Origin of the sequence: Bradyrhizobium iriomotense, from assembly GCF_030160715.1 — a bacterium.
In the GTDB taxonomy this organism is placed as follows: Bacteria; Pseudomonadota; Alphaproteobacteria; order Rhizobiales; family Xanthobacteraceae; genus Bradyrhizobium; species Bradyrhizobium iriomotense.
Genome location: NZ_BSOW01000014.1, coordinates 1 through 20,295 on the forward strand (window position 1 = coordinate 1; position 20,295 = coordinate 20,295).

The 20,295-nt window shown below is 63.3% G+C and carries 19 protein-coding genes and 1 tRNA gene; 6 read left to right on the plus strand and 14 right to left on the minus strand.

The window, feature by feature from the left end:
- Positions 1 to 152: 152 nt before the first annotated feature.
- A complete protein-coding gene (locus QQL28_RS20320; RefSeq protein ID WP_284268103.1) occupies positions 153 to 1,013 on the minus strand; it encodes an MBL fold metallo-hydrolase in 861 nt (286 codons plus the stop codon).
- A 121-nt stretch (positions 1,014 to 1,134) separates the two neighbouring features.
- Here QQL28_RS20320 and QQL28_RS20325 point away from each other — a divergent pair, with 121 nt between their 5' ends.
- A complete protein-coding gene (locus QQL28_RS20325) occupies positions 1,135 to 1,611 on the plus strand; it encodes a DUF3775 domain-containing protein (RefSeq protein WP_284268104.1) in 477 nt (158 codons plus the stop codon).
- Between the two features lie 51 nt (positions 1,612 to 1,662).
- Here QQL28_RS20325 and QQL28_RS20330 read toward each other — a convergent pair whose 3' ends face one another.
- A complete protein-coding gene (locus tag QQL28_RS20330) occupies positions 1,663 to 2,445 on the minus strand; it encodes an SDR family oxidoreductase (RefSeq protein ID WP_284268106.1) in 783 nt (260 codons plus the stop codon).
- A gap of 121 nt (positions 2,446 to 2,566) precedes the next feature.
- On the minus strand, positions 2,567 to 3,079 hold the full coding sequence (locus tag QQL28_RS20335; protein WP_284268108.1) for a CvpA family protein: 513 nt from the start codon (positions 3,077 to 3,079) through the stop codon (positions 2,567 to 2,569).
- Between the two features lie 109 nt (positions 3,080 to 3,188).
- Between QQL28_RS20335 and QQL28_RS20340 the strand changes: the two genes are divergently transcribed.
- On the plus strand, positions 3,189 to 3,950 hold the full coding sequence (locus QQL28_RS20340) for an SDR family oxidoreductase (protein WP_284268110.1): 762 nt from the start codon (positions 3,189 to 3,191) through the stop codon (positions 3,948 to 3,950).
- Positions 3,951 to 4,038: 88 nt separating this feature from the next.
- On the opposite strand, the gene QQL28_RS20345 is transcribed toward QQL28_RS20340, so the two are convergent.
- Positions 4,039 to 5,637 (minus strand): GMC family oxidoreductase, encoded by a 1,599-nt coding sequence (locus QQL28_RS20345; protein ID WP_284268111.1) that lies wholly within the window; start codon positions 5,635 to 5,637, stop codon positions 4,039 to 4,041.
- A gap of 66 nt (positions 5,638 to 5,703) precedes the next feature.
- Positions 5,704 to 5,838 (minus strand): hypothetical protein, encoded by a 135-nt coding sequence (locus tag QQL28_RS20350; RefSeq protein WP_284268113.1) that lies wholly within the window; start codon positions 5,836 to 5,838, stop codon positions 5,704 to 5,706.
- 293 nt (positions 5,839 to 6,131) lie between these two features.
- Here QQL28_RS20350 and QQL28_RS20355 point away from each other — a divergent pair.
- Positions 6,132 to 6,208 (plus strand) — tRNA-Met (locus QQL28_RS20355).
- A gap of 124 nt (positions 6,209 to 6,332) precedes the next feature.
- On the opposite strand, the gene QQL28_RS20360 is transcribed toward QQL28_RS20355, so the two are convergent.
- The 5 genes from QQL28_RS20360 to QQL28_RS20380 form a co-directional block, all read right to left on the minus strand.
- Positions 6,333 to 7,073, minus strand: a complete 741-nt coding sequence (locus QQL28_RS20360) for an ABC transporter ATP-binding protein (protein WP_284268115.1) — start codon at positions 7,071 to 7,073, stop codon at positions 6,333 to 6,335.
- Positions 7,070 to 7,882 carry an ABC transporter ATP-binding protein gene (locus tag QQL28_RS20365; RefSeq protein WP_284268117.1) on the minus strand — a complete coding sequence of 271 codons (813 nt, stop codon included), beginning with the start codon at positions 7,880 to 7,882 and terminating at the stop codon, positions 7,070 to 7,072. The genes QQL28_RS20360 and QQL28_RS20365 overlap by 4 nt, the downstream gene beginning before the upstream one ends.
- Complete coding sequence (locus QQL28_RS20370) at positions 7,879 to 9,117, minus strand: ABC transporter permease subunit (RefSeq protein WP_284268119.1); 1,239 nt, start codon at positions 9,115 to 9,117, stop codon at positions 7,879 to 7,881. Before QQL28_RS20370 ends, QQL28_RS20365 begins: the two co-directional genes overlap by 4 nt.
- Before the next feature lie 36 nt (positions 9,118 to 9,153).
- Positions 9,154 to 10,119, minus strand: coding sequence for a branched-chain amino acid ABC transporter permease (locus QQL28_RS20375; protein WP_284268120.1), 966 nt, complete (start codon positions 10,117 to 10,119; stop codon positions 9,154 to 9,156).
- Positions 10,120 to 10,226: 107 nt separating this feature from the next.
- Entirely contained in the window at positions 10,227 to 11,411 is a 1,185-nt protein-coding gene (locus tag QQL28_RS20380) for a branched-chain amino acid ABC transporter substrate-binding protein (protein WP_284268122.1), read from the minus strand.
- Between the two features lie 529 nt (positions 11,412 to 11,940).
- Here QQL28_RS20380 and QQL28_RS20385 point away from each other — a divergent pair.
- Positions 11,941 to 12,801 (plus strand): helix-turn-helix domain-containing protein, encoded by an 861-nt coding sequence (locus QQL28_RS20385; protein ID WP_284268124.1) that lies wholly within the window; start codon positions 11,941 to 11,943, stop codon positions 12,799 to 12,801.
- A 43-nt stretch (positions 12,802 to 12,844) separates the two neighbouring features.
- Here QQL28_RS20385 and QQL28_RS20390 read toward each other — a convergent pair whose 3' ends face one another.
- From QQL28_RS20390 to QQL28_RS20405, 4 genes are all read right to left on the minus strand, one after another.
- The gene (locus QQL28_RS20390; RefSeq protein WP_284268126.1) at positions 12,845 to 13,801 is read right to left on the minus strand and encodes an asparaginase domain-containing protein; all 957 of its coding nucleotides are present in this window, start codon (positions 13,799 to 13,801) and stop codon (positions 12,845 to 12,847) included.
- Positions 13,798 to 14,547: an aspartate/glutamate racemase family protein gene (locus QQL28_RS20395; RefSeq protein ID WP_284268128.1), complete on the minus strand. Its 750-nt coding sequence runs from the start codon at positions 14,545 to 14,547 to the stop codon at positions 13,798 to 13,800. Before QQL28_RS20395 ends, QQL28_RS20390 begins: the two co-directional genes overlap by 4 nt.
- 170 nt (positions 14,548 to 14,717) lie before the next feature.
- Positions 14,718 to 15,569, minus strand: a complete 852-nt coding sequence (locus tag QQL28_RS20400; RefSeq protein ID WP_284268130.1) for an FkbM family methyltransferase — start codon at positions 15,567 to 15,569, stop codon at positions 14,718 to 14,720.
- A gap of 238 nt (positions 15,570 to 15,807) precedes the next feature.
- Positions 15,808 to 16,212: a nuclear transport factor 2 family protein gene (locus QQL28_RS20405; protein ID WP_284268132.1), complete on the minus strand. Its 405-nt coding sequence runs from the start codon at positions 16,210 to 16,212 to the stop codon at positions 15,808 to 15,810.
- 300 nt (positions 16,213 to 16,512) lie between these two features.
- On the opposite strand from QQL28_RS20405, the gene QQL28_RS20410 reads away from it, so the two are divergent.
- Positions 16,513 to 18,591: a glycosyl hydrolase 108 family protein gene (locus QQL28_RS20410; protein WP_284268133.1), complete on the plus strand. Its 2,079-nt coding sequence runs from the start codon at positions 16,513 to 16,515 to the stop codon at positions 18,589 to 18,591.
- A gap of 69 nt (positions 18,592 to 18,660) precedes the next feature.
- Positions 18,661 to 20,208 (plus strand): glycoside hydrolase domain-containing protein, encoded by a 1,548-nt coding sequence (locus tag QQL28_RS20415; protein WP_284268135.1) that lies wholly within the window; start codon positions 18,661 to 18,663, stop codon positions 20,206 to 20,208.
- Positions 20,209 to 20,295 lie beyond the last annotated feature (87 nt).

The following is a 20,295-nucleotide window of genomic DNA, read 5'->3' on the forward strand; positions in this document are numbered from 1 at the left end:
CTCGGGCCGTCACCCGGGCTGGGCCATTCCTCACGGAACGGCACCATCATAAGCGATCGCGCTAATACAAGGGTGGGTTAGCGAAGCGTAACCCACCTCTTTCGCTTCCGCGGAGGTGGACCGTGGTGGGTTACGCCTTCGGCTAACCCACCCTACGACTGTGTCTCATCCAGCGCCACGAACCTGAACGCGTCCCCGTCGCGCCTGATATGCCCGCCGGAAAAATGCCCGCCGATCACCAGCGTCGGGGTGTCGGCGAAGCGCGAGAACAATTCGCGCCGCGTCCCTGCCGATTGCTGCGGGTCGGAATCCACCGTCGAGCACCAGTCGAGATGCGCCATCTGGCAGGGGTGGTGGGCCGCGTCGCCCGCGAGCAACGCCTGCTCGCCGCGGGACCGGATCAGGACGCTCATATGTCCGGGGCTGTGGCCGGGCGTCGGGATCATGCTGATCTCCTCGCACAGCCGGTGATCGCTCGGGATCAGCTCGGCGAGGCCGGCGTCCACGATTGGTTTCACGGAATCATTGAACACGGCCGCCTTGTCCGGCTCGGTCGAGTGATCGCGCCAATAGTCGTATTCGGTCTTGCCGAATACGTAGCGGGCCTTCGGGAAGCTCGGCACCCATTGGCCGCCATTGAGCCTCGTGTTCCAGCCGACATGGTCGACATGGAGATGCGTGCACAGCACCGTGTCGATGCTGTCGGGCGCAAGGCCCGCCGCCGTCATCATCTCCAGGAACGGCGTATTGCGGTTGTTCCAGGTTGGGACGTTGCGGCCCTGCTTGTCGTTGCCGAGGCCGGTGTCGACGATGATGCGGCGCGACGGCGTCTCCACCACCAGCGAATGGATCGACATTTTCAGCCGGCCCTCGTCGGTCGCGAAATGCGGGATCAGCCAGGGCAGTTTCTGAATTTCCTCATGGCTCGCCAGTGGCAGGATGAAGCGCGTCGAGCCGACCGTCTCCATTTCCACGAATTTGGTGATCCTCACCTCTCCGACCGTCCACTGCATCCGGCGCGTCCTCTTGTTCTGGTTGAGGCCGACATTGCGTGTTTCCGTGGGGCGCCGCAATGGATCATCGGGTGCGATGCGGCGTTATCGGGGAACCCGAGGAAAGCCAAAAGAGGGAGCCATGCCTGAGCTAGCGATTTCCGCCGAGAAGATCGCCTTCCTGATCGAGAAGGCGCGCGAGTACGACGTCAAGGAGGCAGACTCCGATCCGGACTCCGGGTCCAATCCGACCGATGACGATGCGATCGACGTGTTGCAGGACAACGGCTCCGATCCGGTCGGCGAGGAGCTCACAAGCTTCATCAGCGCCCTGAACGAGGACGAGCAGATCGATCTCGTCGCGCTGATGTGGCTCGGGCGTGGCGACGGCGGGCCGGACGACTGGGACGATCTGCGCGCCCGCGCCGTCGAGGCGCGCACCGAACATCAAAATCCCCGGCGAGAAACCGCGCACTATCTGCTGGGAGAGCCGATGCTGGGCGACCTGCTCGCCGATGGCCTCGACGCCTTCGGCGTCGACTGGACCGACGAGCGCCCGAGCGCGGATTCATCGAGCTTCAGCGAGCGCGACGAAAACGAGCCGACCAAGCGGCGGTGAGCTGTCACTTAACCTCTCCCCGCGAAGGGCGGGGAGAGGGAGAAGAGGAACTTACAGCGTCCCCGGGAACGCGCCGCCGTCGAGCAGGATGTTCTGCCCGGTGATGAAGCCGGCCTTGGCGCCGCACAGGAAGGCGCAGGCGTAGCCGAACTCGTCGGGATCGCCGAAGCGGCCGGCGGGGTTGAGCTTTGCGCGCTCGGCCAGAATCTGCTCCGGGGCGATGCCCCGCTTGTCGCCTTCGGCCTTCGCCGTACCGCGCAGGCGATCCGTTTCGAACGGGCCCGGCAATAGCGCATTGATGGTGACGTTGTTGATCACGGTCTTGCGCGAGAGGCCGGCAATGAAGCCGGTGAGGCCGGCGCGCGCGCCGTTGGACAGGCCCAAGATATCGATCGGCGCCTTCACGGCGGCCGAGGTGATGTTGACGATACGGCCGAACTTGCGCGCCATCATGCCGTCCACCGTCGCCTTGATCAGCTCGATCGGCGTCAGCATGTTGGCGTCGATCGCCTTGATCCAGTCGTCGCGGGTCCAGTTGCGGAAATCGCCGGGCGGCGGGCCGCCGGCGTTGTTGACCAGGATGTCCGGATCCGGGCAGGCCTTCAGCACGGCCTCGCGCCCCGCTGATGTCGTGATGTCGCCGACGATCTCGGTGACCGTCACGCCCGGGTGGGCCTTCCGGATCTCCTCGGCCGTCGTCTTCAGCGCGTCCGCACCGCGCGCAGTCAGCGTGACATGCACGCCCTCATTGGCGAGCGCCATGGCGCAGGCGCGCCCCAGGCCCTTGCTGGATGCGCAGACGATGGCGCGGCGACCTTTGATCCCAAGATCCACTGTTTCACTCCGTAATGTCAGGCAGGTTTGGAGGCGCCACTGTAGCCAACCTCACCACCGTTGATAAGAGACGGGCTGTTGCCAAAATGCATGGCGCGCCCGCGGAAGAAGGTCACGCGCGTCAGATGGGCCGCTCCCTCTTGATACGATCGATGGCGGCTGCGGCTTCAGGCGGCAGGGACTTGAATCCCATCTGTCCGGCAGCGGAGAACAGTGGGCGCAATTGCGACCCGACGAGGAACGGCGGCTGCCGGTTGGCGGGCACCAATTGATCGAAGACCAGGACCAGCGTTGTTGCGACGAGGCCGACCCGCACGGCTCCCAGCGCTGCGCCGCCGATGCGGTCGCCGAGCCCGGCTTCGCCGACCGCATCGTCAAGCGCGGCGCGGCCAAGATGTCCGAGCGCCATGCCGGTCGCGACGAAAACGCCGAAGAACAACGCCCAGCCCTGAAGCAAAGGCGGGGCGGTCTCACCGGCCGTGTGAGGCGTGATCAGCGACATCAGCCAGATGGCGATCGGTGCAGCCAGAAGATAGGCGAGGATCGTGATCGCACTGCGCAGCAGGCCGGTCCTTAAGCCAAAGCCGATCGCCACGGCCAGCGCTGCATAGACTGCGAGATCGAAACTGTTCACGAGCCGGGCCCCTGCATGTATGGAACGAGTGAACGGCGAACCGATCATTCCGGTTTCAGATCGCTAAAATCGTCGGTATCTATGCGGGGCACACCCTGGGAACTTCGCCATGTCAGACCTATTCGGCGTCAGTAAAGAAACCATCCTCGTCACCGGCGCGAGCCAGGGCCTGGGGCGGCAATTCGCTCGGGTTCTGGCTGCGCATGGCGCGGCCGTTGCACTCGCGGCGCGCCAGACCACCAAGCTGAAGCGCCTTGAGGACGAGATCCGCGGGCGTGGCGGCCGCGCCGCGGCGATCGCGCTCGATGTCACCGACACGGCGTCGATCGCGAGGTCAGTCGATGAAGCGGAAGCGGCGCTCGGTCCCATCACCGTGCTGATCAACAATGCGGGGATTGCGATCGAGAAGCTCGCGACCGAGCAGACCGAGGCGGACTGGGACGCCGTGGTCGGCGCCAATCTCAAGGGCGCCTATTTTCTTGCAACCGAGCTGGCGCGACGAATGATCGCACGCAAGCAGTCGGGCAATATCGTCAACATCGCCTCCGTGCTCGGCACCGGCGTGTTGAAGGCGGTCTCGCCTTACGCCATCTCCAAGGCCGGCATGATCCAGGCGACGAAAGCGATGGCGCTTGAGCTGGCCGGCAACGACATCCGCGTCAATGCGCTGGCGCCCGGCTATATCGACACCGAGATGAACCACGATTTCTGGTCGACGCCATCAGGCGAACGGCTCACCAAGCGCATCCCGCAGCGCCGCGTCGGCGCCGAATCCGATCTCGACGGCGCGATCCTGCTGCTGGCCTCAAACGCGTCGCGGTATATGACGGGGAGTGTGGTGACGGTGGATGGTGGGTTCTTGTTGAGTTGAACCATCTCGTCGTTCCGGACAAGCGCAGCGTTTTACTCAGATGTCGTCCCGGCCTTCGCCGGGACGACAACGTGAAGATAGCGCCGCTCTAACTCGCCCGCATCTCTGCCCTGATCATATCCGCGGCCTTCTCGCCGATCATGATGGTCGGGGCGTTGGTGTTGCCGCCGATCAGGGTCGGCATGATCGAGGCGTCGACGACGCGCAAAGCGTCCAGGCCATGCACCCTGAGCTTCTGATCGACCACGGCGAGCGCATCGGTGCCCATCTTGCAGGTGCCGACGGGGTGATAGACCGTGTCCACGCGGGCGCGCAGGATGTTGCGGATATCGTCGTCGGTTTTCACGTCGGACGTAATCATGTCCTTCTTCTGCAAAGCGCGCATCGAGGGCGTCTCCATCAGTCGTCGCGTTGTCTTGTAGCCAGCGACCATCGCTTCCACATCGGCTTCCTCGCCCAGGAAATTCGGATCAATCAGCGGCGCCGCTGTGGGATCGGCGTTCTTCAGCCATACGCTGCCGCGGCTCTTCGGCCTGAGCAGGCAGACGTGGCATGAGAATCCCGCCTCCTTGTGACGTTTGCGGCCGTGGTCGTCGAGCATCGCAATGACGAAGTGCAGTTGGATGTCGGGCAGGTCGAGATCGGGCCGGGTTTTCAGGAAGCCGCCGCACTCGGCGAAATTGGTGCTGATAAGGCCGCGGCGCTCGCGGCGGTACCGCTGGATGGCGCGGAGCAGGGATGGCAATCGGCCAAGCGATGAGTGAGCGAAATGCGGATAGTCGGAAGCGTAGATGAACACGAAATCCGGATGGTCCTGCAGATTGCGGCCGACGCCCGGCAGATGATGGACAACGCCGATGCCGTGGTTGTCGAGCGCAGCGGCATCGCCGATTCCAGACAGCATGAGGAGCTGCGGCGACTGGAAGGCGCCCGAGGCGAGGATCACCTCGCCCCTCGCACGGAGCTGCCTCTTCTGCTTGCCCTGCAGATATTCGATGCCGACCGCGCGCCTGCCCTCGAACAGGATTTTCGTCGCCTGTGCCTCGGTCTCGACGCGCAAGTTCGCGCGCGTTCCGATGTGGGGTTGCACATAGGCGCGCGCCGCGCTCCAGCGCTCGCCATTGTGTTGCGTCACCTGGTAGCTGCCGAGCCCTTCATGGTCCTCGGCATTGAAGTCCTCGCGGGTCCGAAACTGCGCCTCGCGCGCGGCCTGAAGGAAGACGTCGTGGATCGGATTGTCGGAGCGCAGCTTGTTGACATGCAGGGGGCCGTCCTTGCCGTGATACTCGCCGTCGAAATCGGCGTTGTTCTCCGAACGCTTGAAATAGGGCAGCACGTCCGCGTACGACCAGCCGGTGTTGCCGAGCGAGGCCCAGTGGTCATAGTCCCATTTGTTGCCGCGGATGTAGACCATGGCGTTGATCGCCGAGGAGCCCCCCAGACCCTTGCCCCGCGGTTGATAGCCGACACGGCCGTTCAATCCCTTCTGCGGCACGGTGTCGAATGCCCAGTTGGCCGCACTGTACGGCAGGGCGAGCCCGAACGGCGTGGTGATCCGCCAACTGTCGTTCCGACCGCCGGCATCGAGCAGTGCGACCGAGGTCTGCGCATCCTCCGACAGCCGTGCTGCCACAGCACAGCCGCCCGAGCCCGCGCCGACGATTACGAAATCGAATGTGTCAGTCATTGTTCTTCCCCCTGCAATGCTCTTATTGTTTTCGTCATTGCGAGCTCGCAATGACGGCGTTGAGAACTACGCCATGAACCGCGTCACCTCCTCCAGCCGCGCGATCTTGCCAGGCTCGGGGGCCTGCTCAGCCCGCGCCACCGTAGCGTGAAGCGAATCGCCGAGCGCAGCCCACGGGCGGCTGGTCAGTGATTGGTCCACGGCGTTCCCCCGTCATCATGTTGCCGCAAGCTGGCCCTTTGCGGAACTTATGACAAATACTGACCTTTTTGCCCCCAATGGGTGCATTTTGCCTGTCATAAAGTCGAAAAAAAACGTCCCCCGGCCTTTCCAAAGGCCCCCGCGGTTGATACATAGCCCTCGCACCCGACGGGCTTCGCGCCCCGGGTTGCCTTCCAAGGAAGCCTTTGGGACGCGAAAGCAAGCCACGCCACCCGCGCTGGTCCAAATTCACCGTCCCCGGGACTCTCATCGAAGGCGCTGCAAAGGTTTAACGCGGGGTGGAGCAGCCCGGTAGCTCGTCAGGCTCATAACCTGAAGGTCATAGGTTCAAATCCTATCCCCGCAACCAAACGAGAGAAGGCCCCAGCAATCTGAAGGATTGGCTGGGGCTTCTGCTTTCTGGTTGGCCATTTCGTCGGGCGACCCGCCTTCGGGGCGTATTGCAGCCTGCTTCGCTGAATTGTTGCTCGATTTCAGTGTGCGCCCAGATAGGCGGCCTGGATGCTCTCGTCCGACCGCAGTCGCGCGCCGCTGCCCTGATCGACGATCATGCCGTTCTTGAGCACATAGCCGCGGCTGGCGATTGCCAGCGCCATGTGGGCGTTCTGCTCGACGAGCAGGATCGTGACGCCGCGCTTGTTGATCGTCTCGATGATATCGAAAATGCGCTCGACGAAGAGCGGTGAGAGTCCCATCGACGGCTCGTCAAGCAGGAGGATTCGAGGCCGCTGCATCAGCGCGCGCGCGACGGCGAGCATTTGCTGCTCGCCTCCCGACAGCGTGCCGCCAAATTGCTTGCGGCGTTCGGCGAGCCGCGGGAACAGCTCGAACATCTCGTCCATCCGGCTGGCGATATCGGCGGTCGAGCGGACCGTGAAAGCACCCATTTCGAGATTCTCGGTCACGGTCAAATCGGCAAAGATGCGCCGCCGCTCCGGGACATGGGCAAGGCCAAGCCGCACGACGTCGTGTGGCGGCACCGATCCGAGAGAGCGTCCGTCCAGCAGGACGTCGCCGGAGCGGATCGGCAGCAGGCGCGAGATCGCACCAAGCGCCGTCGTCTTTCCGGCGCCGTTGCTGCCGATCAGCGTAACGATTTCGCCTTCGTTCACGATCACCGACAGGCCGTGGATGGCGTGGATCGCCCCGTAGAACACGTCGATGCCTTGAACCTCGAGAAGAGGGCGAGCCGTCGCTTTCGATGCATTCGTCATGACGCCTCTTCGCTCTCCGGTGTGGCCGTCCGCGCCGCGACGCCACGGCCGAGATAGGCTTCGATCACTTTCGGGTGCGTCCTGATGTCATCCGCCCCGCCTTCCGCGATCTTGCGGCCATAGTCGAGCACGACGATATGATCGGAAACAGTCATGACGAGCCGCATGTCGTGTTCGATCAGCACCACCGCGATGCCGAGTTCGGACCGGATCCGCAGGATCAGCGCCTTGGCATCCTCCGTCTCTTGCGGATTCATTCCAGCCGACGGCTCGTCGAGCAGCAGCAGCTTCGGCTTCGTCGCGAGCGCGCGCGCGATCTCGAGGCGTCGTTGCTCGCCATAGGCCAGACTCCCCGCCAGCGCGTCTGCTCGCTCCGCAAGGCCGACAAACCGAAGCAGCTCAGATGCGTCCGCAACCGCGGAACGCTCCTGATCCGCGTAAACGCGCGTGTGGAACAGAGCGCCCCAGTACCCCGAACGCATATGCATCGATCGCGCGACGAGCACATTCTCGAGGGCCGTCATTCCCGCGAACAGACGGATATTCTGAAAGGTCCGCGCGAGGCCCGCGGCCGCGACCTGATCCGGTCTCAGGCCAACGAGGTCGACGCCGTCGAGCAGCGCCGTGCCAAGGTCGGGTCGGTAGATTCCGGTGATGAGGTTGAAGAACGTGGTTTTGCCCGCGCCGTTCGGCCCGATCACCGAAACGATCGATCCGCGCTCGACCTGCAGGGTGACGTCATCGACCGCGGTCAGGCCGCCAAACGATTTGCGCAGGCTCGCCACGTCCAGGAGAAGATCGCCGGTCACGAGACCCTCCCGGCGTTCTTGGCGGAGATCGGACGTCGTTGGGCGGGGACCAGCCCGCGCGGTCGATACAGCATCATGGCGATCAGAATGAGGCCGAAGATCAGCCGCTCGTATTTGGAGGGCTCGAACTGCGTTGGCAGGTTGGCGAAGGACCAGCCGAAAATCTCAAATCCAGTCGCGCGCAGATGGTTCAAGCCGGCCGACAGCGATTTCAGGACCTGCAGATTGAGGATGGTGACGAGGCCGGCCCCCATCATCACGCCACGTATCGAACCGAGGCCGCCCAGCACGATCATCGCAAGGACGCCGATCGACTGATTGAAGTCGAAGCTTTCCGGGCTGACGAAGGTCTGCTTCGCGGCGAACAGGACGCCCATGGTTCCCGCGAAGGCTGCGCCGGTCGCGAAGGCGATCAGCTTGGTCCTCACCAGCGGAATGCCCATAGCCTGCGCGGCGATCTCGTCCTCGCGGATCGCCAGCCACGAGCGCCCGATGCTGGAACTGTCCAGCCTGCGATTGGCCAGCACGGCCACGAGAACCAGCGTGAGCACAACCGCATAATAGATCAGTGCCTGCCATTTGAAGGCCGGCGCGGTGGTGGTTGCGAGGGCGCCGGCGACTTCCGTGAGCGGCTGCGCGATCGCGGCGATTCCCTGCGGGCCGTTTGTGATGTTCACGGGCTTGTCGAGGTTGTTCGCGAGGACACGGATGACCTCGCCGAACCCCAGCGTGACGATGGCGAGATAGTCGCCCTTCAACCTCAGCACCGGCAACCCGAGCAGTGCGCCCGTGCCGGCCGCGACAAAGACGGCGGCGACCGCGACAACGAAGAAGGCGTCGCCTTGCAGCGGAAATCCCACGCCGAGCAATGCGGCTCCGTGGGGAGAACTGACAATGGCCCAGAGATAAGCCCCAACCGCGAAGAAGGCGATGAATCCGAGATCCAGCAAACCGGCGAACCCGACCACGATGTTCAGCCCCAGCGCCAGCACCGCGAAGATGCCGACTTGAATGGCGACATCGAGATAGAAGGTGTTGCGCATCCCGATGATGGGCAAGGCGCACAACAGCACGAAGGCAAACACGGGCATGCCGACGCGCGGATCGCATTTGTCGAAGTCGCTGGCGATGAAGAGCGGCACGAGCAGCGCGAGGAACGCGGCGGTGTCGATCAGACCGTTGCCCGTAAATACGAATACGCACAACAGAGTCACCGCCAGTGTGTAGGCGATCAACCACACCGATCTCTTGGGAAAGCCGGGGGCCATGGATCAGACCTTTTCCGTGGAGGGACGCCCGAGAAGGCCCGTGGGTTTGAAGATCAAGATGAGGATGAGGATACCGAAGGCAAAAATGTCCTTGTATTCGGTACCGATCGCATTGTTCGTCAGGATCGGAACGAACGTGCCGATCAGCATCTCGATCAAGCCGAGCACGATGCCACCAACCATGGCCCCGGGGATCGACCCGATCCCGCCGAGGACCGCGGCGGTGAATGCTTTCAGACCGGGTATGAAGCCCGAGAACGGATCGACGCGCCCGAACTGCAGCGCGTAGAGAGTCCCCGCGACGCCGGCGAGCGCGCCACCGATCAGGAAGGTCAGCATCACGATGCGATTGACGTCGATGCCCATCAGGCTTGCCGCCATTCGGTCCGTTGCGACCGCTCGGATTGCCTTTCCAAGGCGCGTCTGATTGACGGTATATCTGAGCCCCGCCAGCATCGCTCCCGCGACGATGAGGATGACGAGCGATTTCATCGGAACGCTGTCGTTCGGCGTCAGCGGCAGGGGGATGTCGAAGAAGGGCATCGATGGGAATGGCCGGATGAACTGGCCGAAGAGGCTTTCGACGAAGCGCACGGCGTCCTGGAGGAAAAGGCTGATCCCGATGGCCGTGATGAGCGGCGCCAGCTTTGGCGCGTTCGAGCGTCGCAGTGGCCGGTAGGCGATCCGCTCGGCGAGCCCCGCGAGCGCGGCTGAAACCGCGGCCGCAACGATCATCGCGAGCACCAGTTGCGCGACGGGGTGGAGCGAGGAGCCGGCCAGAACATAGGTGAGCAGTTCGACCGCGACGACGGCGCCCACCATGAAAATCTCAGAGTGGGCAAAATTGATCAGGCCCAGCACACCGTAAACCATCGTGTAGCCGAGCGCGATCGTGGCATAGAGAAGGCCGAGGATCAGCCCATCCGCCAGGGTCGGCGGAAGCAATTCGAGAGCCAACTGGAAGGACATGTCGACGTTTTCCGAAGGCGCTATCCGCCATAGTGCCGGGTCTAAGTCAGGGATCGGAAGAAGGCCGCGGGGCGGGCCCCCGCGGCCGCACTACTTGTCGACCCTGGTCAGGACCCGCCGGGGGCAGCGACGTCGATGATCTTGACGATCTTGTTGGCATCGGCCGATTTGCCAGCCTCGATCACGACATACTTCGCGCTCGCGATGTCTCCGCGATTGTTGAAGGCGATCGCGCCGGTCACACCGTCGAACTTGACGCCGCGAACGGCTTCCGCCACCGCGGCGCGGCTGGGCATGGTGCCGCCCTTGGCCTTCGCTGCGGCGACGATCGCCTCGATGACGACGCGAGCGCTGTCGTAGCCGTAGGCGGAGTAGACCTCGGGGTCCTTGTTGAACTTGGCCTTGTAGGTCTGCGCGAAGGCCGCGGCGGCCGGCATTTGAGACAGTGGTAGCGCGGTCGTCGTGAAATAGGCGTTCGTCATGTTCTCCGGCCCCGCGATCTTTTGCAGGTCGCCGCTATCCAGGCCGTCGCCGCCAAGGAACGCTGCCTTGAGGCCCTTCTGCCGCATCTGCTTGATGATCAGGCCGCCCTGGGGGTAGGTGCCGCCGTAATAGATGAGGTCCGGCTGGTCGACGCGCGCGCGGTTCAGGATCGATGAGAAGTCGGTCTCGTTCTGGTCCATGCCGGTGGACAGGATGACATTCGCGCCGTTCTTCCGGGCCGCCGCTTCAAAGGTCTGGGCGATACCGGAGCCATAGGCGGACTTGTCGTTGATGATGTAGACCTTCTTCGCTTTCAACGTGTCCATTGCGAAGTTGGCGCCCGCCGGTCCTTGAATGTCGTCGCGACCGCAGATGCGGTTGGCGATCGCCCGCGTCGTCTCACGATCGGTAATCGCCGGATTCGTGTTGGCCGGGGAGACCATCACGAGATTGTCCTTGGCATAGACTTCCGAGGACGGGATCGCGACGCCGGAATTGTAGTGGCCGACGACACCGAGCACCGCGGGGTCGTTGAGGATTCGGTTGGCGTTGGCGACCCCGACGTTCGGCGTGGCCTGATCGTCCTCCGGCTGGAGCGACAGCTGGAAGCCCATGTCGGTCAGCTGCTTGCCGAACTGGGCGACAGCCAGCTGTGCGCCGAGCATGATGCCTTCGCCGGCGACGGATTGCTGTCCCGAGAGAGGCGATTGCGTGACGATCTTGATCGTCCCTTTGTCCTCGGCGATTGCCGCGCCGGTGAGCAGCAGCAGGCTGGTGGTTGCCGCAGTTAAAGTCTTCATCAGTCTCATGGTGACTTCCCCGTGTTCGAGAGCGCCCGATCAGCTTGCCCAGATCGGCACAAAGACGCTGGGAGCGATCATCGAGTGGGGGATTTCGTCCGGCTATTTGGCGGCTTGCGTCATCTTGACGTTTGCTTACGCTCAGGCAGCGTCAAATAGCGCCAGAAAATGCCGGACCGAGGTCAAAGGCCATGTTCAATCGGACCTGGACCCGGCCAGCGACTTGCGGAGCTCATTGGTCGAGAGCAGGGCGGGCAGTCCCGTCTGCGGCAAAGGTCGGCAACCGTCATGGCCCGGGCGACACTTGATTTCCCTGCCAGCTGGCGCGGCAGTCGAGCCTACGAACTGGGCACCGCGGGATGAGCGCCGCAGTTGGCGAACAGCGCCAGTTTGGCGATCTCCGTGGGAGCAATCCTCTCGTGGATCATGCAAGCGGTGCGAAGACCCCCGGGGGATCACTGGTTGGGGGCGCCTCTGCTTGCGCTGTCGCGGAGTTTCCATATTATGCTTTTGGAGCGTCAATTAGCGTCAGGTATGGATGGCCAGGGCGAAGGGCACTATGGGGGCGGCCGAGGATTCCGCCAGCGAGATGCAGCGGTCCTTCTCGGAAAATCTTCGTCTGGCCTGCAGCTACGCGCCGTCCGTCTCGGAGGTCTGTCGTCGTCTCGACATCAACCGCACGCAATTCAACCGCTATCTGCGTGCGGCGGCGCGACCGTCACCCAACATCCTCAACCGTCTCTGCGACTATTTTGGCGTTGAGGCGACCGAGTTTCATCTGCCGCCTCCGCAGTTTGCGCGCATCATCGCGCTCAAGCGGCACACCTCGAAACCGCGCCCGCCCTACGCCGATGCCATCGACAAGCTGCGCGCGGCATCGCTCCCGACGCTGCGCGGCTATGTCGGCTACTATTACGTGTACTATTACTCGATGAGTTCGCCAGGGATGATCCTGCGCGGCCTCATGCATCTGTTTACGCACGACAACGAAGTCTACTACCGGCGTATCGAGCACTTCTCCAATCAGGAGCGGACGGATGCCGCCTTCAAATGCCGGTATTCCGGCGCCGCCTTGTTCTTGGAAGACCGGATCTTTCTGATCGATTCCGAGACGTTGACCAGCAACGAGATCACTCAGACCATTCTGTTTCCGTCGCGGCGAAACAAGATCGCCCGGCTGACCGGGCTGATCATGGGCGTGTCATCGGGAAACCAGCGCAGAATTGCCTGCTCCCGCGTTCTCCTGGAATGGTTGGGCGCAGAGATCGACATCCGACCTGCGTTGGCGAATTGCGGGCTGTTTGCGCCTGACGCGCCGTCGATACCGCGGTCCATACGGGATATGATCGACAATACGATGCCGCCGGGAGCACCGCTGTTTTATCCGGTTGACGCATGACACGTGCGCGGCCGTTCAAGACAACGGCCACGACACACCAGTTTCACTGCTGAGCGCCCGAAGGCACGAGCTGCTCGAGACCTTGCTCCGGCTGAGCTTCCGACAATTCGAGCCAAAGCCGAACGAGAGCTGCCTCGGCCGTTTCTTCGCCCCCGTTCTCCACGCCAAGACGCCATAGTGGGGCGCCGGCGGCGTAAGCGCCTGGTGTAAGGCCGCCTTGCTCGCACTGGCTGACTGCCCGCAACCGGCATCCTCTCCGGATGGCAGCATCAAAAGCACCAAGCAGATCGTCGCGGCCCGCGATCGTGCCTGCCCCGAACAATCGTATGACGGCACCGTCCAGCTCCGCCAGCGCCGCCGAGATCATGCGGGCCGGCATACCCGGTGAAATCGTCAGAATCGACACGCGCGCATCACCGAAACGCCGCGGACGAAAATGCGGCGCGTCGACCTGCGGTGTGATGGCGCGAAAGGAATCTGACGCGCGGGAGTGGCGCTTGACCAGTCCGGATGCCGCGATCATGCGCCCCGCGAAGGCAAGCCACACACCGGGTGGCGCGCTGAGGGCCGATTGAAGCGCGAGCGCGAGATTCGATTCGGCGTCTCCGTCCGTGCCGAGCGGACGCATGGCGCCGCACAGGATGATCGGAAACGGCGCTCCCGCCAGCGACTGGCTCAGCGCGGCGCCGGTGAAGCTCATCGTATCCGTGCCATGCGTGATGACGGCACCGTCGCCGGACCATCCTTCGAGATGTGAAATGATCTGGTTCCAGTGCTCGCGGCCAATGTCGGCGCTATCGACGAGGGGGGCGAATGAGCGGATCGACAACCGCGCGCCCGGTGGTCCAAGTGCTGTGGCCGCATCCTCCAGCACACCGGTGGCGGGGGCCAGCCCGTCGGCAGATCCGCGCATGCCGATCGTGCCGCCCGTGTGAATGAGCAGGATTTCGCGGCAACGTTGGCCCGACGCCTTGGCGATCTGATCCGCGTCCACGTTCATTGAACCCGGGCCGCCGATGCCTGGCCTTGTGCGCCAGCAAGCGAACGGTCGACCAATTCACGTGCAACGAGGTCGGTGACGTCGATGAGCCTCTTGCCGGTTTCGATATCCGAGATCAACGGCAACTCGGTACAGGCCAGAATGACGTGATCCGACGTCAGGCCTTCAACGAGGGTCTGGAGGCGTGGCCGCAGCGAGGGATCGCGGCTGCCGAGACGCTTCACGTCGAGAATGAGGTTGTGCAACTCCGCGGTGTCGGCCGGTGTCTCGATCGCCACGAGATCGCTCAGTGACCGGTAGGCAGACCACGGTCCAAGACTCGTCACCGGAGCGGCACCCAAGAGGGCGATGCGGTCGACGCGATTGCTCGCAACCCAGGCCGAAAGCGCGGATTGGAAGGACACGAATTCCCCGGGCAGGCCCAGCGATGCAATGCGCGGCGCGAACAGGTTGAGGGTATTGCAGGCGATTGCATAGGCGTCCGCCTGGACCGCGATCGCGGCGATCGTCTGTTTCAGGCTGTGCCAGACGATGTCTTCGTTCTCTTGGAGATCCATCGACAAGCCCAGTGTGGGCTCGGACAAGACCACGACCCGCGGGGCGTCGAGATCTCCGCGAAATTGTTCGCCGAAAAGCGTCTGGTTGCGGGCAAGGACCTTGCTCCAAAGATCGATGCCGGCCTCAGGCCCCGAGCCCGCGACAATCCCGATCGACGCCCGCGTCGCCCCTTCTCTCGTCGGCCTCATAGCGTCGCCCTTGTTCGTCGAACACATGCCCGTAGATTCTCATTCGCAACCTCCATGCCAATTTCGCTTTCTGTCGCTTGATGATGCGAAACGATGCTGGAATCGCGTCAAAGAGTTGCCGCCGGCGCTTCGCGGTCCTGACCCGGCCGTGCCGGCCGGGCGAGGGCTCGTCACTTCAGGGCCGCCATGTAATCGCGGATCGAATGGTCAGGGATCGCCTTGCGCGCAATCAAGTGGTGAACGCAGTTGGCAGCAAGGTCGAACGAGCGGTAGCAATGATGCGCAATCATTGCCAGATGCTTGAGTTGCTCGACCGTCATGTCGGCTGGCCGCATGAAGTTTCGCACATAGACGATGTCCGCCTCCAGCAACTGGTTCATGGTCGCATTGGGATTGGACGGGTCGCTCAAGGGAGCGATCATGCGACGCTTGATGCCCGTGAAGGCGTGGGGGACGAACCCCTGCTTGCGCAATTCGTTATCGATATCGCCGAATGTCGGCTGCTCCTTGTAGAGGCAAAGAAACGGGACCTCCGTTTGGATGGCGACCGCCTGCTTCAGCTTTTGCCGCCCGCTTCCGAAGACGGCCAGTTCGGCGCCCTGAACGTCGATCTTCAGGAAATCCAGATCCCGGATTTCGGTGATATCGTCGAGCCGGCGGGTCTGGACCGGATGTTCACTGACCACGCTGCCCCATTCGGCGAATTTCGCGAAATGCGAGAGCACATTCTGATCCGGGAGCAGCAGGCTTGTCATTCCCGGTAGTTGGCAGAGACGCAGCTTTGCTTTGTGCCCGTTTCCGACGACATAGTGATAGTAGCTCTCTAGGTCGCTCTTGCGGGCATTGAGCTCGGCGAGCGCCGAGTCCTGCGGTTCAAAACCGACGACGGTGCAAAGTCTTCGTTGCAGCATCGCCTTGTAGGGCGGCTCACCGTCGATCGGATTGGCCCCGACATCGACCACCGAGGTCAGCCGCGCCGGCTGGATGAGATCGTTCAGAAGGTCCGGTTCGTTGTTGCTCATATGACCGCCGTGGCCGCTCCTGGTTCTTCGGTCAGATCCGATGGTGATGCAATGAGGACTCTAAGAGCTTGGGCGTCGAAAGGCAGGGATTTGACAGCAGTATCCTGTGTCGATTGCGCCAGATATATCTCAGAATCCGGGAAAGAAAATGGCCCGCATGATGCGGGCCAGAGGTCACGAATGATGCGCGTCTTCCGCGCGTCGCGGCAAAGTGCGTGGCGGCAGTGTCCCGCCCGTTTCAGGAGATCATGGCTTTGACTTGCGCAGTGTCCGCAAACTCGGTCAGCTCGACGATTTTTCCGTCCTGAAATCTGAACAGGTCCAGGATGTCGGTCTCCCAGTTATTCCCGGTCGGGCGATATCTGACGAGGACGCGGGACTGCACCGCGGCACGCTGCCCCTCGACCAGGTCGCTCAGGATGTCGCGCTTTAGGAAGTCGAAGTTGGCAATGAATTGACCGAAAGCCTCTCGCAAGGCCTGGTGTCCCTGAACCCTTCCGGTGAGCTCGAGCGCGCTTTTGTCGCCGACCAGCGTGAAAGCACCTTCGGGATGAAAAGCTGCGACGAGGCCCTCCACATTGCCGGCTGCGCGCGCCGCATAAGCTGCCATGATGACTTCGATCATGTCTTCGCGATGTCCCATGTCGGGCTCCCTGCAACATATCTCACGTCGGGACAGACTAGCTACCTTTGCGTGCAAAGGCAAAATCCCAGCGCTCGTGCGCGAGCTCGCCACGGACGATTTGCCGCAAGTGATCCAGTTCACACTTGGTGTGATGGAACCTGTTGTAGCCTAAGGTTGCATTTGGAAAGCGACCCATTTCGAACGAGGCCCCTGGATTTCATGGGCCGGATTGCCCACGCGGCACGCTGATCTTTTTAAGGGCGTATCCCTGTCTCGGGTCCGTGCCGCGGCTGACGGGCAGGCGATGGAGGGGGCAGCATGAGCGAATCGACCGCCCAACAGCGCGTCAACTGGCGGACATTCGAGTGTAACCAGCACGCAATGGTCCGCATCTCCTTTGGTCCCGACGAGATCCTTGTCGCGCCCCCGACGGCTGACGCCTGGCAGGCGCTGGCGATGGTGCTGGCAGCGCACGGCTACAACATCAGGACGGCCGACACCGACAGCTACAACTGCCGCGCCATCACCGGTGGTACCGAGAAGAGCCTGCACGCCTACGGCATTGCGCTCGACGTCAACTGGACGACGAACCCGTACAAGGAGACCTCGGACCAGCGCAAGGTCCGCTTTTCCGACCAGACGACGCAGGATCTGCGCGCCCAGGACGTCAAGCGCAACCTCGCCGACACCGACATGACCCAGGCCATGATCGACGACGCGCTTGCGATCAGGACGGTCAACAAGAAGCGGGTGTTCGAGTGGGGTGGCAACTGGATCAATGTCAAGGACACCATGCATTTCGAGATCGACGTCAAGCCGGACGATCTCGCGACGGGCATCGACTGGAGCTCGGTGAAGGGAAACACCCCAAACGGCCGGCCCGTGCCAAGCCGGCTGGTGGAAACGCGCGGCGGCGGCTCGCCCCTGCAAGGCGATATCAGGCTCGGAAACTTCGAGAAGGTGCACGCGCTCATCGAGAAATGGGAGGGCGGCTACACGAATCATCCGCGCGATCCCGGTGGCCCGACCAACATGGGCATCACGCTGAAGGACCTGTCGGACTGGCGGCACGCACCGGTCACGGCCGATGACGTGCGAAACCTCACGCGGGACGAGGCGCTGCAGATCTTCCGCGCCAACTACTGGACGCCGGTGCATGGCGACGAGATCCCACTGCCGGCCGCCCAGGTCGTCTACAACACCGCCGTGCTGAGCGGGACGGGGCGCGCCATCCGTTTGTTGCAGCAGGCCTTGGCCCGTCAGCAGAGAGGGCTCGACGTCGACGGTCGCATGGGGTCGTCCACCATCGACGCCTGCCTTGCCGCCGATCAGAAGATGCTGGTCGAGGACTACTGCTCGACCTACGAATCCTATCTGCGCGGCCTTCCCATCTTCGACACGTTCGGCCGCGGCTGGCTCAACCGGCTCGCCGAAATCCGGCAGACGGCGCTCGGATGGGCGGAAGCGCCAGAGATCAGCAGTCCGGACATCGTGCCGCGGGAACTGCAGCCGACGCCCATCCTGGGGACCGAACTCAGGTTCGGCGACAAGGGGGCGCTGGTCGAGGGCCTGCAGCGGAAGCTGACGGAGCTTGGCTATTCGCTGGGCGAGATCGACGGCCAGTTCGGCACGCTGACGCGCGAGGCGCTGCTGGCGTTCCAGGCCGACAACAACGTTTCTCCGACCGGTGTCCTCGATGCGGCCACCCAGGCCGCCTTCGCCCGGCCGCAGCCGCGTCCGCTCTCGCGCGATCGCCTGTCCGCGACGCCGGACGATCTGCGGGCGAGCGGCTCGCAGACGATCAAGGCCGCTGACAATACCAAGATCGCCGGCTGGATCTCATCGATCCTCGGCGCGCTCGGCATCGGCAACAGCGCCGCGGTCCAGGTGATCAACAACAACGTCGCGACGCCCCCGCCGCCCAACCTGTCCCAGTTCCTGGGAGAAGTGCAGAAGCTGCTGACGTCACCGCAGTTGCGTGCCGATCCGGCGAACACCCAGCAGGTGCTCGATGCCGCCAAGCAATTGCAGAATTTCAACGTCAAGCAGCTGGTGTCGCCGGAAAATATCCAGATCCTCGACAATATCCGCGGGCTCATACCCGCCAATGTCATCAGCTCAAATCCGGCACTTTCCAATTTCTTTCAGATCATCGACGGAGCGCGCGGGTTCACCCAGTTCCATACCATCTTCGACGCCTTGCCCGGGATGTTTGCCAACGACTCGACGCTTCAACTCTTGTCGAAGGGACTGTCGGTCGCGGCGAGCAGCGTGATCCCGGGCTTCGGCGGATCGCTCGCGGCGCTCGCGATTGGCCTTGCGACGAACTATTTCAGCAATCGCGTCATCGACGCCCGCACGCGCGACCACGTCACGGGCGCCAACACGAACCGATGACCATGAACGACACCACCCAGACAATCATGTCGGCCGCAACGGCCATTCCGTCCAACTCGGGGGCGAGCCATGATCATTGACACCAACATGCGGACGACTCCGCTTCTAGCCTCCCTGAGGCAGAGCGGCGTCGATACCATCATCCGCTATTATTGCCGCCACACGCGGCAGCCCGAAAAACGGCTGACGCCCGACGAAGCCGAAGCCATCATTCGCTCAGGGATGAGGCTTGCCGTCGTCTACCAGGGCGCTGGCGATTCCGCAGGCTCGTTCTCGGCGGATGCAGGTGCTCAGGACGGCGCCTACGCACGCGACTATGCGGCGAACGTCATCGGTCAACCCGGCGGTTCGGCGATTTACTTCGCCGTCGACTATGATGCGTCCGATGCGGACATCCGCACGCGCATCGTTCCGTATTTTGCCGCGGTTCGGAAGGCCCTGACGGGCGGGGCGGGCGCGGCCAGCTACCAGGTCGGGGTCTATGGCAGTGGCGCGGTATGCCAGGCGCTGCTCCAGGCCGGACTGGTGTCGTTCACCTGGGTCTCCCAATCGGGCGGTTTCAACGGCACTACCGCCTTCCTGCGCTCCGGGCAGTGGAACCTGCATCAGCGCCTGCCTTCGACGCTCTGTGGCCTGAGCGTCGACCAGGATGACCCCAATCCGCAACGGCCGCAGTTCGGTGCGTTCAATCAACTCACGACGGGCGCGCCTGCGCTCGCAAACATTGGTGTGGCGAGCAACTACGCACCGCTGCCATCCATCAGCACGACGTTCGTGCAGCAGCAGCTCCAGCGTCTCGACTACCCGCCGGGGGCGATCGACGGCGAATACGGGCCGCTGACGCGCGCGGCGCTGCTCGCGTTCCAGGCCGACAACAATCTGCCGCTGACGGGAGTGGCCGATGCCGCGACCGCCGCCGCATTCGAGACCGCGCGCCCGCGTGCGCTCGACCCGAGCCGCGTGCGGGCGACGGCCGACGATTTGCGCAAGATGGGCTCCCAGACCGTCAAGCAGGCGGATCATACCAAGACCGCCGGCTGGATCGCGTCGATCCTCGGTGCGTTGGGCATCGGCAACAGCGCGATCGTCGGGATGGCGAATTCGGCAGGCGCAGCAGTGCAGCCCGCGCCAAGCGGACAGTTGCCGCAGGGGTTGTTCAAGTTTCTGAACGACCTCCAGATCTTCCTGTCGTCGGGACAGTCGGCCGACAAGCTGGAGTCGATCAAGGAAGGTCTCCGCCAGCTGCAAGGCGTCGACCTGAAGAACCTGATCACCCCGGAAAACGCCAACCTGCTGCAGCAGTTGAAGGCTCTGATTCCGACGGACGTGCTCACGAAGAACCCCGACCTCGCCAAGATCCTGCAGCTGGGCGACATCGCGCGCCAGGCCAGGCCGCAATTGCAGACGGTGTTCGACATGCTGCCCAGCTTCTTCACCGACGGCACCGCCTTGCAGGTCCTGGCGAAGGGCGCTGCCGTGGCTGCGCAGTCGATGATTCCCGGTTTTGGCGGCAGCCTCGCCGCGCTCGGCATCGGCCTTGCCGCCAACTATTTCGGCAACAAGATCATTCAGGCCCGCGTCGAGGACCACCAGACCGGCGCCAACAAGAGGCTATAGCGGTGGTCGGTCGCGCAATCACCAGGACTGCGTGAGGCCTCGCGTCGTTCCGTCGCTTGTCGTGCTGTATCCAGGCGGCTTCGACGC

Coding starts and splice junctions, on each gene's coding strand:
- QQL28_RS20410 (WP_284268133.1), top strand. CDS start 16,513: ATGAGCGAATCGACCGCCCAACAGCGCGTCAACTGGCGGACATTCGAG.
- QQL28_RS20395 (WP_284268128.1), bottom strand. CDS start 14,547: ATGAGGCCGACGAGAGAAGGGGCGACGCGGGCGTCGATCGGGATTGTC.
- QQL28_RS20385 (WP_284268124.1), top strand. CDS start 11,941: ATGGCCAGGGCGAAGGGCACTATGGGGGCGGCCGAGGATTCCGCCAGC.
- QQL28_RS20390 (WP_284268126.1), bottom strand. CDS start 13,801: ATGAACGTGGACGCGGATCAGATCGCCAAGGCGTCGGGCCAACGTTGC.
- QQL28_RS20415 (WP_284268135.1), top strand. CDS start 18,661: ATGATCATTGACACCAACATGCGGACGACTCCGCTTCTAGCCTCCCTG.
- QQL28_RS20400 (WP_284268130.1), bottom strand. CDS start 15,569: ATGAGCAACAACGAACCGGACCTTCTGAACGATCTCATCCAGCCGGCG.
- QQL28_RS20380 (WP_284268122.1), bottom strand. CDS start 11,411: ATGAGACTGATGAAGACTTTAACTGCGGCAACCACCAGCCTGCTGCTG.
- QQL28_RS20325 (WP_284268104.1), top strand. CDS start 1,135: ATGCCTGAGCTAGCGATTTCCGCCGAGAAGATCGCCTTCCTGATCGAG.
- QQL28_RS20340 (WP_284268110.1), top strand. CDS start 3,189: ATGTCAGACCTATTCGGCGTCAGTAAAGAAACCATCCTCGTCACCGGC.
- QQL28_RS20375 (WP_284268120.1), bottom strand. CDS start 10,119: ATGTCCTTCCAGTTGGCTCTCGAATTGCTTCCGCCGACCCTGGCGGAT.
- QQL28_RS20320 (WP_284268103.1), bottom strand. CDS start 1,013: ATGCAGTGGACGGTCGGAGAGGTGAGGATCACCAAATTCGTGGAAATG.
- QQL28_RS20345 (WP_284268111.1), bottom strand. CDS start 5,637: ATGACTGACACATTCGATTTCGTAATCGTCGGCGCGGGCTCGGGCGGC.
- QQL28_RS20405 (WP_284268132.1), bottom strand. CDS start 16,212: ATGGGACATCGCGAAGACATGATCGAAGTCATCATGGCAGCTTATGCG.
- QQL28_RS20360 (WP_284268115.1), bottom strand. CDS start 7,073: ATGACGAATGCATCGAAAGCGACGGCTCGCCCTCTTCTCGAGGTTCAA.